At 71.4% G+C, this 12,187-nt stretch carries 12 protein-coding genes; 8 read left to right on the top strand and 4 right to left on the bottom strand.

The window, feature by feature from the left end; translation table 11 throughout:
- Positions 1-48 precede the first annotated feature (48 nt).
- Positions 49-600, top strand: a complete 552-nt coding sequence (locus AC07DO_RS33360; protein ID WP_479065089.1) for a GNAT family N-acetyltransferase — start codon at positions 49-51, stop codon at positions 598-600.
- A 26-nt stretch (positions 601-626) separates the two neighbouring features.
- On the opposite strand, the gene AC07DO_RS33365 is transcribed toward AC07DO_RS33360, so the two are convergent.
- On the bottom strand, positions 627-1,628 hold the full coding sequence (locus tag AC07DO_RS33365) for an NADP-dependent oxidoreductase (RefSeq protein ID WP_479065091.1): 1,002 nt from the start codon (positions 1,626-1,628) through the stop codon (positions 627-629).
- Between the two features lie 99 nt (positions 1,629-1,727).
- Here AC07DO_RS33365 and AC07DO_RS33370 point away from each other — a divergent pair, with 99 nt between their 5' ends.
- Both AC07DO_RS33370 and AC07DO_RS33375 read left to right on the top strand, forming a co-directional pair.
- Entirely contained in the window at positions 1,728-2,636 is a 909-nt protein-coding gene (locus AC07DO_RS33370; protein ID WP_479065093.1) for a LysR family transcriptional regulator, read from the top strand.
- A 203-nt stretch (positions 2,637-2,839) separates the two neighbouring features.
- A complete protein-coding gene (locus AC07DO_RS33375) occupies positions 2,840-2,968 on the top strand; it encodes a hypothetical protein (RefSeq protein WP_263398816.1) in 129 nt (42 codons plus the stop codon).
- A 33-nt stretch (positions 2,969-3,001) separates the two neighbouring features.
- Here AC07DO_RS33375 and AC07DO_RS33380 read toward each other — a convergent pair whose 3' ends face one another.
- Positions 3,002-4,612 carry a purple acid phosphatase family protein gene (locus tag AC07DO_RS33380; protein ID WP_479065095.1) on the bottom strand — a complete coding sequence of 537 codons (1,611 nt, stop codon included), beginning with the start codon at positions 4,610-4,612 and terminating at the stop codon, positions 3,002-3,004.
- A 128-nt stretch (positions 4,613-4,740) separates the two neighbouring features.
- Between AC07DO_RS33380 and AC07DO_RS33385 the strand changes: the two genes are divergently transcribed.
- Both AC07DO_RS33385 and AC07DO_RS33390 read left to right on the top strand, forming a co-directional pair.
- Entirely contained in the window at positions 4,741-5,790 is a 1,050-nt protein-coding gene (locus AC07DO_RS33385; RefSeq protein WP_479065097.1) for a 3-isopropylmalate dehydrogenase, read from the top strand.
- A 246-nt stretch (positions 5,791-6,036) separates the two neighbouring features.
- Positions 6,037-7,134 carry a branched-chain amino acid aminotransferase gene (locus AC07DO_RS33390; protein WP_479065099.1) on the top strand — a complete coding sequence of 366 codons (1,098 nt, stop codon included), beginning with the start codon at positions 6,037-6,039 and terminating at the stop codon, positions 7,132-7,134.
- Positions 7,135-7,355: 221 nt separating this feature from the next.
- Here the strand turns inward: AC07DO_RS33390 and AC07DO_RS33395 are convergent, their stop codons facing one another.
- Positions 7,356-7,526 carry a hypothetical protein gene (locus AC07DO_RS33395; protein ID WP_479065101.1) on the bottom strand — a complete coding sequence of 57 codons (171 nt, stop codon included), beginning with the start codon at positions 7,524-7,526 and terminating at the stop codon, positions 7,356-7,358.
- A gap of 4 nt (positions 7,527-7,530) precedes the next feature.
- Positions 7,531-8,943: a cytosine permease gene (locus AC07DO_RS33400; protein WP_479065103.1), complete on the bottom strand. Its 1,413-nt coding sequence runs from the start codon at positions 8,941-8,943 to the stop codon at positions 7,531-7,533.
- A 172-nt stretch (positions 8,944-9,115) separates the two neighbouring features.
- On the opposite strand from AC07DO_RS33400, the gene AC07DO_RS33405 reads away from it, so the two are divergent.
- The 3 genes from AC07DO_RS33405 to AC07DO_RS33415 all read left to right on the top strand — a co-directional run bounded on the left by AC07DO_RS33405 (position 9,116) and on the right by AC07DO_RS33415 (position 12,179).
- A complete protein-coding gene (locus AC07DO_RS33405) occupies positions 9,116-10,153 on the top strand; it encodes an agmatine deiminase family protein (protein ID WP_479065105.1) in 1,038 nt (345 codons plus the stop codon).
- A 14-nt stretch (positions 10,154-10,167) separates the two neighbouring features.
- Positions 10,168-10,776, top strand: a complete 609-nt coding sequence (locus AC07DO_RS33410) for a TetR/AcrR family transcriptional regulator (protein ID WP_479065107.1) — start codon at positions 10,168-10,170, stop codon at positions 10,774-10,776.
- Between the two features lie 140 nt (positions 10,777-10,916).
- A complete protein-coding gene (locus tag AC07DO_RS33415; protein ID WP_479065109.1) occupies positions 10,917-12,179 on the top strand; it encodes a TolB family protein in 1,263 nt (420 codons plus the stop codon).
- Positions 12,180-12,187: the final 8 nt, after the last annotated feature.

A 12,187-nucleotide genomic window follows, 5' to 3' on the forward strand; every position in this document is an offset into this window, starting at 1 on the left:
CTGACTCTGCCGCTGTCCGGGCGCGCGCAAATCGGGGTGCGTACTCAGATGCGGCCTGAGTACCGTGGGGACGTGAACACCCTGCGCAGAGCCCACACCAGTGATCTGACGGCGGCCGAGCTCCGGGACGCGCGCGCCCTGATGGACGACGCCTTCGACGGCGACTTCAGCGACCACGACTGGGAGCACGGACTCGGCGGCGTCCACGCCCTCATCCACGACGGAGCGGGTCAACTGCTCGCCCACGGTGCCGTGGTGCAGCGGCGGATCCTGCACGACGGGCGTTCCCTGCGGATCGGGTACGTCGAAGCGGTCGCCGTCCGGCCCGACCGGCAACGGCAAGGTCTCGGCGGACAGATCATGGGCGCCCTGGAACAGGTCATCGACGCGGCGTACGAACTCGGCGCGCTGTCCGCGTCCGACGACGGAGCGCGGCTCTATCTGTCGCGCGGCTGGCAGGAGTGGAAGGGCGCCGTCGGCACGCTCGGGCCGACGGGCGTGGTCCACATGCCCGACGAGGAGCCCCCGCTGCTCTGGGGCGCGGACCTCGATCCGGCGCACGAGCTCCTCATCGACTGGCGTGACGGGGACGTGTACTGACGTGCAGTGACGTGTACGGGCGGCGCCTACAGGTCGGTCGCCGCGCGGACGATCATCTTTCCGAGGTTCTCGCCCCGCAGCATCCCCAGGAACGCGCCCACGATCCCCTCGAACCCCTCCGCCACCGTCTCGTCGAGGCCGACCCGTCCGCTCCGCAGGTGCGGCACCACGACGTCGTACAGCTCCTCCTGCAGTTCGTAGTAGTCGCGCACCAGGAAGCCCTCCATGCGGAGGCTCTTCTCGACGATGTCGGGGAGGTTGCGCAGCGCGTAGGGCGCGCCCGTCGCGTTGTACTGGGCGATCGTGCCGACCCGTACGATCCGCCCGCGCTCGCGCAGCGAGGAGATCGCGGCCTCCAGGTGTTCGCCGCCCACGTTGTCGACGTACAGGTCGATGCCGTCGGGCGCCGCCTTCGCGAGGAGGTCGGCGGCCGGGCCCGCGTGGTAGTCGAAGACCTCGTCGTAGCCGACGTGTTCGGTGAGGTACGCCGCCTTCGCCGCCGTGCCCGCGCTGCCCACCACGCGTCCCGCGCCCATGAGCCGGGCAAGCCGTCCGGTGGCCGTGCCGACCCCGCCCGCCGCCGCGGAGACGAACAGGTCCTGGCCCTCGCGGAGTTCGGCGATGCGGGTGAGGCCGACGTAGGCGGTGAGGCCCGTGCCGCCGAGGATGCCCAGGTGCGCGGAGAGGGGCACGCCGTCGAAGCGGGGGAGCCTGCGCACCTCGTCCGGGGTGACCACGGCGTGCGTGCGCCAGCCCTGGCGGTGGGCGACGATGTCTCCCTCGGCGAGGGCGGGGTCGCGGGACTCGACGACGCGGCCGATGGTGCGGCCCTCCAGCGGGGCGTGGAGCGCGAAGTCGCCGTCCATCATCTCGCGGTGGTACGGGTCGACGGACCAGTAGAGGCCTTCGACCAGGGCGGTGCCGGGTGTGGGGCGGGGGAGCGGCGACTCCACGAAGGCGAAGTGGTCCGCGGTGGGGAAGCCGTGGGGCCGGGACGTCTGGTGCACGGTGAGCGCGGTGTCGGTCATGTCCGTGACGGTAGGCAGGAATGCGCCGACCGGGGAGCGGGTTGCGCTCATGGAACGGCCCGGACCATGAAGGGTCCTCATAGAAGCAGGTGAGCCCGATTGTCCCGGACGACGACGCCCGCCGATCTCGCGCCGCACGAGCTCCGCGTCCTGGTCGCGGTCGACCGCGAGCGCGGGTTCTCGGCCGCCGCGCAGGCCCTGGGCCTGACCCAGTCCGCCGTCTCGCACTCCATCCGCGGCACGGAACGCAAGGTCGGAGCCGTGCTGTTCGAGCGGGGCAGGAAGGGCGCGACGCCCACCCCCGCGGGGGCCGCCGCGGCCGCGCACGCCCGGCGCGTGCTGCGGCTGCTCGACACGCTGGTCGCGGAGGCGCGCGGGGCCGCCCGGGGCGACGGCGGTACCGGGGGGAGCGCGACGGAAGGGACGCTGCGCATCGCCGCGTTCCGCAGCGCCGCCCTGCATCTGCTGCCGGCCGCCCTGGACCGCCTGGCCGCGAGCCATCCCGGGATCAGGCCGGAGGTGCGGGTGGTGCGCGAGCTGGGCGCGGGCACGGCGGGCGAGGTCGCCGAGGGGCGCGCCGATGTGGGGATCGCGACGTTCGGGGGCACCTCGCCGGTGCCGGCCGGACTCGTCGGCGACGTACTCCTCGAAGAGCCGTACTCGCTGGTGCACCCGGCGGGCCACCCCGACCCGCGCTCGCTGCCGCTGGTGGACTGGCACGAGAACTGCGGCTCCTACACACGGGAGTGGTGGCGCCGGCAGGACTGGATCCCCCCGGCGACCGTCCTGACCGAGGACGACGGAGCGGTGCTCTCGATGGTGAGCAACGGTCACGGTATGGCGATCATGCCTGCCCTCTCCCTGACCGGAGCACCGGACACCGTGGAGATCACCGATCTCGGAACAGAGCGCCCGACGCGCTCCGTGGGCTACGTCACCACCCCTGAGCTGGCGTTTTCGGTAGCCGTCCGGGCGCTGATCCGCGCGCTCAGAGCGGCACGCGCGTGAAGCCGTCTCAGATAGTAGGAAGTCCGAGTAACTGTGGAGACAGACGCTCCGTTCTCCCTTAGCTTGGAAGAAGCCGAACGTCTCGCTCGATCCAGCGAATGGCGGTCGTGAGCCGGAGCCGCACGCAGGCGAACCCTGCCGCTCCGCCGTCCGCCCCCGGCGTCTCGAACGAACACACCCTTCCCTCAAGGAGTGGATTTCCCATGGCCGAGACGACCGCCCGCCGAGTCCGTCACACCTCCCGCACCAGCGACGCCGAGCGCAGGAACGCCGCCGCGGCCCTCCAGCGCGCCCTCGACCGCCGGGACAACGGCGGCGAGACGGGGCACTGAGCCGCGAGCGGGTCGCCGCGTCCCGCGTACGACTCACCGCCTCCCGCGTACGACCTCGAAGTGGTCGATGCGTTCGCCGTTCTCGGCGAGCGCGGAGACCGAGAGCATGGGGCGCGCGCCGGCCGTCACCTCGACCGCGAGGAACGAGAAGCCGGTGTAGCGCACCCGCGACCACTCCACGGTGTCCGGGTCGGGACGGCGTGACCTCGTCCAGTGGAAGGTCACGATGCTGTCGTGATCGTGGACGTTGCCCTCGTAGCTGTCCTTCACTCCCGGACCGAAGCCGTACAGGTCCTTGCCCGCGCCGCCCGCGGTGACGTACACGATGCCGTCGCGCGTCGGATCGGTCGACGCGCCGACCGGCACGGGCTTGCCGACCTCGCCGTTCTTGATGGCGTCCGTGCGTTCGTACACGTGGTTGTGGCCGTTGACGACCAGGTCCACCTGGTGCTTCGTGAACAGGTCGAGCCACGCGTCGCGCACCCCGCCGTCGGAGGCGTGCGTCGACGTCGAGTACACGCAGTGGTGGAAGAAGACGACCACGAAGTCGACGGTGTCGTCCGCGCGCAGCTCGCGCAGGCGCCGGTCGAGCCAGGCGGTCTGCTTCCCTTCCGTGTAGCCCTTGTTGGCGGGGATCTCGTACGAGACGTCATTGGCGTCGAGTGCGACGACGCCGACGTTCCCGTACCGGAAGGAGTAGACGCCCGGCGCGTTCTCGGGATCGAAGCCGTTCTCGGGGAGCGACCAGCGGGCGCGCTGCCCGCCGTATCCGTTCGGCGAGTACCACGCCTCCATGTCGTGGTTGCCGGTGGTCACCATCCACGGCACCGACTTCGCGACGGACTCCGTCTGGGCGAGGAAGGTGTCCCACACACGCGCGTCGTAGGTGTCCGACTCCTTGCCGTGCCCGGTGGTGTCCGCGTAGCAGATGTCGCCCGCGTGCAGGTGGAACGACGGGTTCTGGCCCAGGATCACCTGGTCGTTGGCGAGCGCGTGGTAACTGACGCCCTGGTCGCCGAAGGCCGTGAAGACGAACTTCTCCGGGCGCGCGGGCGCGGTCCTGAACGTGCCGACCGTCGCCGTCCGCTCGGGCGACGCCGGGTCGAAGCCGTCGTGGCCCACACCGTAGTAGTACGTCGTGCCGGGCCGCAGGCCGTCGAGCGCCGCGTGCAGGTAGTACTGCTCGACCGCGGGCAGCTTCTTCGACAGCGACGGGGTGTGCAGGTCGCGCACCTCCGCCTCGATCTTCCGATCGAGCTCCCAGGGCTTCGTGCCCACGCGTACGTAGGGGGACGTGACGGCGAGCGGCACCTGCCAGGAGATCCGCATCTGCGTCTTCGGGTCGGCGCCGAAGGCGAGGTGCCGGCCGAACGGCGCCACGAACCCGCCGTTCACGCGCACCGGTGCGTTCGCGCCGCTCGTGCCCATGGCGGCGGCGCCCGACGAGCCGTTCGCGGTGCCGGTACCGCCGGAACCGCCGGAACCGCCGGCCAGCAGGCCCACCCCGCCCACCGCCCCCGCCGTCGCGAACGAACGGGCGAGGACCTTGCGGCGGGAGAACCTCGCGCGCAGGTACTCGTGCTGTTCGGGCATGCTCATCCGGGCCGCGAGCCGCTCCGGAATGCCGACATCGGGAGTGTCCATGGCAGGGAACTTCCCAGCGGGGCCCAACTCCCGCCCCACACCCGGGTGAACAGAAGCCGTCCATGAGGCGGCTGTCCGCATGCCGGACACGCCATGTCATCCCGTGGGACGAAGAGTACGGTGCTTGCATGTCGGCCAGTTCTCGCAGCATCAATCTCGCAGTCATCCCCGGAGACGGCATCGGCCAAGAGGTCGTGGCCCAGGGGCTCAAGGTCCTCAACGCCGTGCTTCCGCAGGATGTGAAGCTCGAGACGAGGGAATTCGACTTCGGTGCCAAGCGGTACCACGCGACCGGTGAGACCCTCACCGACGCCGACGTCGAAGAGCTCAAGCAGCACGACGCGATCCTGCTCGGTGCCATCGGCGACCCCTCGGTCCCGTCCGGCGTCCTGGAGCGCGGCTTCCTGCTGAAGCTCCGCTTCCTCTTCGACCACCACGTCAACCTGCGGCCCTCGAAGCTGCTTCCGGGCGTCGCGACGCCCCTCAAGGGGCAGCCCGCGATCGACTTCGTCGTCGTGCGCGAGGGCACCGAAGGCCCGTACACGGGCAACGGCGGCTCGATCCGCACCGGGACGCCGCACGAGGTGGCCACCGAGGTCTCCGTCAACACCGCCTTCGGTGTGGAGCGCGTGGTCCGTGACGCCTTCGCCCGCGCGCAGGCCCGCCCGCGCAAGAAGCTGACGCTGGTCCACAAGAACAACGTGCTCGCGTACGCCGGTCACCTCTGGACCAACGTGTTCAACCGGGTGGCCAAGGAGTTCCCCGAGGTCACCACCGACTACATCCACGTCGACGCCGCGACGATCTACCTCGTCACCGACCCCGGCCGCTTCGACGTGATCGTCACCGACAACCTCTTCGGCGACATCATCACCGACCTCGCCGCGGCCGTCTCCGGCGGCATCGGCGTCGCCGCCTCCGGCAACATCAACCCGAGCCGCGAGTTCCCGTCCATGTTCGAGCCGGTGCACGGCTCGGCCCCGGACATCGCGGGCCAGGGCAAGGCGGACCCGTCCGCCACGGTCCTCTCCGTCGGCCTCCTCCTGCGCCACCTCGGGTACGAGGCCGAGGCCGCGCGCATCGATGAGGCGGTCTCCGCCGACCTCGCGGAGCGCGGCGAGACGGTCCGCACCACCGAGCAGATCGGCGACGCGCTCGCCGTACGGGTAGCACGCTGACCCGGTAGCTCGAAGATCGAAGAGAAGCCGCCGGGCCACAAGGGACACCCCGGCGGCTTCTCGTACGCGGCCCCGGGTGTCACCATCGACCCCCGGGCCGCAATCATGCCGTTTCTCCCTCGGGACCCCACGAGCGATAATCGAACGAGGGGCCGTGACAGCAGCAGGGAAACTCGGACGTCCTAGTACTGGGCGTACGAATGTGAGCGCGGTCCGTCACCATCACACGTGAAGGACGAAGTACTCATGACGACGACGCCGAGCATCGAGCTCAAGCCCTCATCGACGCCGCTGGCCACCGCCGAGCGCGAGGCGATCCTGGCGAACCCCGGGTTCGGACGCCACTTCACCGACCACATGGTGACGATCAAGTGGACGGAGGGCCGCGGCTGGCACGACGGTCAGCTCGTGCCGTACGGCCCGCTCTCCCTGGACCCGGCGACGAACGTCCTGCACTACGCCCAGGAGATCTTCGAGGGCCTCAAGGCCTACCGGCAGCCCGACGGCACGGTGGCGACGTTCCGCCCGGACGCCAACGCCCGCCGCTTCCAGTCCTCCGCGCGTCGCCTCGGCATGCCCGAGCTGCCCGTCGAGACGTTCATCGAGGCGTGCGACCTGCTCGTGCAGCAGGACATCGCCTGGGTTCCGGCACACGGCGGCGAGGAATCCCTCTACCTGCGGCCCTTCATGATCGCAACGGAGGTCGGCCTGGGCGTGAAGCCCGCCAACGAGTACCTCTTCGTCGTCATCGCCTCGCCCGCCGGCGCGTACTTCCCCGGTGGCGTGAAGCCCGTCTCCATCTGGCTCTCCGAGGACCGCGTGCGTGCCGTGCCCGGCGGCATGGGCGACGCCAAGACCGGCGGCAACTACGCCGCGTCGCTGCTCGCGCAGGCCGAGGCGGCGGCGAAGGGCTGCGACCAGGTCGCCTACCTCGACGCCGTCGAGCACAAGTGGGTCGAGGAGCTGGGCGGCATGAACCTGTACTTCGTGTACGGGAACAAGATCGTCACGCCCACGCTGACGGGCTCACTGCTGGCGGGCGTCACCCGCGACTCCCTGCTGTCGGTCGCGCGTGACCTCGGCTACGAGTCGGAGGAGGCGCGTGTCTCCATCGACCAGTGGAAGGCCGACTCCGAGAACGGCACCCTCACCGAGGTCTTCGCCTGCGGCACGGCGGCGGTCATCACGCCTGTCGGCACGGTCAAGTGCAACGCGGGGGAGTGGCAGCAGAGCGGTGGGCAGCCGGGGGAGGTCACGCTGAGGCTGCGCGAGGCGCTGCTCGACATCCAGCGGGGCAAGGCCGCGGACCAGCACGGCTGGATGCACGGGCTCGGCGGCGCGTGACTCCGACTTCAGCCCCGCGGCTTGCGCCTGCGGGGCTGTTCTCCGTCCGCTGACGGGTGCGGGCCGGTGGGGGCTGTTCGCGCAGTTCCCCGCGCCCCTGTAAAGCCCGGCACGGCGGGAGGCGCTCGCGCAGTTCCCCGCGCCCCTGTGAACCCCGGGCCGGTGGGGGCTGTTCGCGCAGTTCCCCGCGCCCCTCGGCGGCTTCGCTGGTCCCTAGGACCCTAGGAGCGGGGCTCCGGGTCCGGCTTGTCGTCGGATTTCTCGTCCTCCGGCTTCGGTGTGTTCGAGCCCACCGGCGTGAGCGGGCCGCTCGTCAGGGCGTCCACCGCGGAGAGCACTGCCGTACCCGCGCTCTTCGCCGCGCGGACACCAAGTCCTATGAGTTCTTCCATGGGTTCAGGCTACTTGATCAAGGGGTGCGACAGCCCGCCGCTCCCGTGCCGTCAGCGCCAGGTAGCCCGCGCCGCCCACCACGCCCGAGAGCAGGAAACTGCAGTCGACCCCGCCGGTCAGGGGGAGGAGCGGACCCTCGTACGAGGGGAGCGAGACGGCGAGGACGCCGACCGTCGCGCCGAGCGCCCAGGCCGTCGTGGCCCGCGTGTTCCAGCCGGAGCGGTACCAGTAGACGCCGCCCCGGGAGCGGCGGTTGAAGACCTGGAGGGCGTCCGCGTCGTACTCCCCGCGGCAGCGCGCGAAGCCGATGAGGGTGATCACCGCCCACGGTGTGCCGATCGCGGTGAGGAGCAGTACGAAGGACGTCATCGCGTCCTGCGCCTCCCACGCGTAGTGGCCGACGAAGACGCAGGCGGTGGCGACGGCGGCGACCGTGTACGTGGCGCGGGCGCGGGACGCGCGGGGCAGGATCGCGTCCAGGTCGAGGCCCATGGAGTAGAGCATCAGGCCCGCGTTGCCCACCGACCCGGCGGAGGCTGCGAGGAGCAGCGGGACCAGGTACCAGCCGGGGGAGGCGTCGACGAGTCCGCCCGCGTAGTCGAGCGCGGCGCGGGCCGCGTACGCCGTGAACGTGCCGAAGAGCTGGGGGACCAGGAGCCCCGCGAGCAGGCCGGCCCAGGCCGCGCCGAGGACCGCGCGGGAGCTGTGCCGGGCCGGGGAGATGTAGCGGGTGTAGTCGCCGAGGAGCGTGATGAAGGCGATCGGGCCCGAGAGGCCCGCGGCGACCAGGGCGAGCAGCCACGTCGGCCAGAACGAGCCGAGCGCGTAGCCCCCGGCGCCGGGCAGCGCGGCGGTCGTGAAGTCGGGGGCGTAGGCGACGACGCCGAGGGCGAGCAGCGCCGTCATGCCGACGGCGAGGACGCGGGAGAGGCGCAGCAGGACGCGGTAGCCGTAGACCGCGCCGGTCACGGTGGCCGCCGCGAGCAGGGCGTAGACCAGGGAGTACGAGAGTCCGCCGGCCGGCAGGCCGAGCAGGCGGTGCAGCGTGCCGACCATCACGTCGCCGCCGATCCAGATGGTGAGCGCGGTGTAGCCGAGGGACAGGAGCAGGCCGACGACCGAGCCGACGAGGCGGCCGCGCACCCCGAACTGGGCGCCGGACGACGTGGAGAGGTTCGTGCCGGTGCGCAGCGAGACCAGGGCGAGCGGCGCGGTCAGCGCCGTGCCGATCACCGTGCCCGCCACGACCGAGCTCACCGACTCCCACCAGCCGAGGCCGAACGACACCGGCAGCCAGCCGAAGACGATCACCCCCAGGCAGAGGTTCGAGCCGATGAGGATCGACACGAGATCGCGGGGGCCGCTGGTGCGCTCCCCGTCCGGGATGGTGTCGACTCCGCGCTGTTCTATCGGCATGAGGGTGCCCCTGACGCTCGCTGGTCCCGATTGGTTGCCCCAAGTTTGAGCAGCGCTCAATGTGACGTGTAAGTGCTGCTGGCGTCAACGCTTCCCGCATGCGGATTTCGTCGTTAGAGTGATGCTCTAAATAGTTCCCCTGCACGCCCACCCCTCACTGAAGGTGTACGCCATGACCGCTGCCGCCGACGGCTTCCGCATGCCCGCCGAGTGGGCCCCGCACGAGCGCACATGGATGGCGTGGCCGTGCCCGAACCCCACGTTCGACGACCCGGAGGGCCTCGACGCGTCGCGTCTCGCGTGGGCCGACGTCGCCCGTGCCGTACGCCGCTTCGAGCCCGTCACCGTCGTGTGCGGGCCCGCGCAGTCCACGTACGCCGCGGAGCTCCTCGGCCCGGACATCGAGGTGACCGAGCGGGAGCTCGACGACGCCTGGATGCGGGACATCGGGCCGACGTTCCTCACCGACGGCAAGGGCGGCCTCGCCGCCGTCGACTGGACGTTCAACGGCTGGGGCGCCCAGGAGTGGGCCCGCTGGGACCACGACTCCAAGGTCGGGGCGTACGTCGCCGACCTCGCCGGAGCGCGGACGTACGCCTCGAAGCTGGTCAACGAGGGCGGTGGCCTGCACGTCGACGGCGAGGGCACCGTGCTGCTCACCGAGACCGTGCAGCTCGGCCCCGAGCGCAACCCCGGCTGGACGAAGGAGCAGGTGGAGGCGGAGGTCCACGCCCACCTCGGCACCACCAAGGCGATCTGGCTGCCGCGCGGGCTCACCGCCGACTACCCGGGCCACGGCTTCGGCACCCTCGGCCACGTCGACATCGTCGCCGCCTTCGCCGCGCCCGGCGTCGTCCTCGTGCACTCCCAGCGCGACCCCGCCCACCCCGACTTCGAGGTCAGCAAGGAGGTCGTCGCGGCCCTGACCGGACAGAAGGACGCCCGCGGCCGCACCCTGCGGATCGTCGAGGTGCCCGCGCCGACCGTCCTGAAGGACGACGAGGGCTGGGTCGACTACTCGTACATCAACCACTACCTCTGCAACGGCGGCGTCGTCCTGTGCGCCTTCGGCGACCCGAACGACGAGATCGCGGCGGGCATCTTCCGCGCTCTCTTCCCCGACCGGACCGTGACGCTCGTCGACGCCCGTACGATCTTCGCGGGGGGCGGTGGCATCCACTGCATCACCCAGCAGCAGCCGAAGGTGTGATCAAGGAGTACGGGATGGCCGGTGAGGCCCGCGCGCGCAAGAACGCCCCGCCGCGTGAGGACGTGTTGGCGGCCGCCATGGAGATGATCGCCGAGCGCGGCCTGGAGAAGCTGACCATGGCCGCGCTCGGCCGTGCGGTCGGCATGAGCTCCGGCCATCTCCTCTACTACTTCCGCACCAAGGACGAGCTGCTCCTGCGCACCCTGGAGTGGAGCGAGGGCCGCCTCGGCGCCGAGCGCGGCCGGCTCCTCGTACGGCGGGGCACGGCGCGCGAGCGCCTCGACGCCTACGTCGAGCTGTACGTCCCCGACGCCGTCGGCGACCCGCACTGGACGCTCTGGCTGGAGGTCTGGAACCGGTCCCTCAACGCCGACGAGGAGGGCCGCGACCGGCAGGCCGCGATCGAGGGCGCCTGGCACCGCGACCTGGTGGCGCTGCTCGCCGAGGGGGTCTCGCGCGGTGAGTTCGGGACGGTCGACCCCGACCGCTTCGCGTCCCGGCTGCGGGCGCTGCTCGACGGGTTCTCCATCCACGTGGCGATCGGGCTGCGGGGGACGGGCCGGGACCAAGTCCTCGTACACGTCAAGGAGTTCCTGGACGCCGGGCTCGCCCCGGACTCCTAGCCCCCCGTTCAGGTTGTACGCACTCCGGCTGATTGCCTCCCTCTTTCCCGTGCGCTTGTATCCGGGTGGGCCCCGGTGTCGGGCCGGGGAGCGCGAACATCGCTGAACAGCGAGGCAACAGAAAAACGGGGGACTCGATCATGTACTGCACCCATCGCAGGCGCATCGCGCTGGCCGCCGCCGCGGGCGTCGTCGCGGCCACCGTCACCGCCCTGCCGGCCGCCTTCGCCGCCGACGCGGCCGTGGCGCCCCGCACCGAGGGCGCTAGCGTCACCGCAGGGGGCCACGCCGCGAACGACCGGTCCGAAGGGGCCGTGATCAGCCGCGACGGCAGGTTCGCGGCCTTCGACTCCGAGGCGACCGACCTGGTGGCCGGCGACACGAACGGGGCGCGCGACATCTTCGTACGGGATCTGCGCACCGGGAAGACGGAGCGCGTCTCCCTCGACGGGCGCCAGGTCAGCGGCCCGTCCCTGAGCGCCGACGGCCGCTACGTCGCGTTCGTCTCCAGCCCCGCGGGCTCCTACTCCGACCGCGACGTACGGCTCCACGACCGCAGGACGGGGAAGACCGAGCGTCTCGACGTCGAGCTGCCCGACGGCCACCCCGGCGACAGCGCGGGCAGCGTCTCCCTCAGCGCCGACGGGCGCTACGCCGTCTTCGACACGGACGGGCCGCGCTTCGACGGCACGGCCGTCTTCCTGCGCGACCGGAGGACCGGCACCACCGAGAAAGTCAGCCACCCGTACACGGGCGGCGACGGTGAGCGCGACGCCCACTCGGCGACCGTCAGCGACAACGGCCGGTACGTCGTCTACGCCAACTCCTTCGTCAACGGACCGCGCGGCGACGACTGGAGCGACCTGTGGCTGCGCGACCGCACCACGGGCGGCCTCTCCCAGGTCGACCGCTCCCACGACGGCGCCAAGACGGAGAAGGAGTCCCTCAAGCCGTCCATCAGCGGCGACGGCCGCACCGTCGTCTTCGAGTCACGGGACACCCACCTCGTGCCGGACGACAACGACGCGGCCTGGAACGTGTTCGTGCACGACGTGGCCTCCGGCCGCAACCAGCGCGTCCACGGCACCCAGGGCGGCCCCGGCGAGGCCTACACCCGCTCGCCCGCGATCAGCGCCGACGGCCGCTTCCTCACCTACATGTCGGAACTCACCGAGGCCGGCAGCGAGTACGGCAAGGAGTGGCCGACCTACCTCCGCGACCTGAAGAAGGGCACCACCACGCTCGTCTCCCCGGACGCCGGCGGCGGCGCCGCGACGGCGGACGTCCTGCCCGGCGGCATCGCGCGCAACGGCGCCCGCGTCACCTTCACGTCGTCGGACGCGACACTCCTTCCGGGTGACACGAACGACGGCGACGACGTCTTCGTACGCCACCTGCGCTGACGCCTCCG

Source organism: Streptomyces sp. NPDC045678, assembly GCF_056432085.1.

What these genes read in the sequence shown, in the direction of transcription:
- AC07DO_RS33360 (WP_479065089.1), top strand. Translation starts at nt 49, where the DNA reads ATGCGGCCTGAGTACCGTGGGGACGTGAACACCCTGCGCAGAGCCCAC.
- AC07DO_RS33365 (WP_479065091.1), bottom strand. Translation starts at nt 1,628, where the DNA reads ATGACCGACACCGCGCTCACCGTGCACCAGACGTCCCGGCCCCACGGC.
- AC07DO_RS33375 (WP_263398816.1), top strand. Translation starts at nt 2,840, where the DNA reads ATGGCCGAGACGACCGCCCGCCGAGTCCGTCACACCTCCCGCACCAGC.
- AC07DO_RS33380 (WP_479065095.1), bottom strand. Translation starts at nt 4,612, where the DNA reads ATGGACACTCCCGATGTCGGCATTCCGGAGCGGCTCGCGGCCCGGATG.
- AC07DO_RS33385 (WP_479065097.1), top strand. Translation starts at nt 4,741, where the DNA reads ATGTCGGCCAGTTCTCGCAGCATCAATCTCGCAGTCATCCCCGGAGAC.
- AC07DO_RS33390 (WP_479065099.1), top strand. Translation starts at nt 6,037, where the DNA reads ATGACGACGACGCCGAGCATCGAGCTCAAGCCCTCATCGACGCCGCTG.
- AC07DO_RS33395 (WP_479065101.1), bottom strand. Translation starts at nt 7,526, where the DNA reads ATGGAAGAACTCATAGGACTTGGTGTCCGCGCGGCGAAGAGCGCGGGT.
- AC07DO_RS33400 (WP_479065103.1), bottom strand. Translation starts at nt 8,943, where the DNA reads ATGCCGATAGAACAGCGCGGAGTCGACACCATCCCGGACGGGGAGCGC.
- AC07DO_RS33405 (WP_479065105.1), top strand. Translation starts at nt 9,116, where the DNA reads ATGACCGCTGCCGCCGACGGCTTCCGCATGCCCGCCGAGTGGGCCCCG.
- AC07DO_RS33410 (WP_479065107.1), top strand. Translation starts at nt 10,168, where the DNA reads ATGGCCGGTGAGGCCCGCGCGCGCAAGAACGCCCCGCCGCGTGAGGAC.
- AC07DO_RS33415 (WP_479065109.1), top strand. Translation starts at nt 10,917, where the DNA reads ATGTACTGCACCCATCGCAGGCGCATCGCGCTGGCCGCCGCCGCGGGC.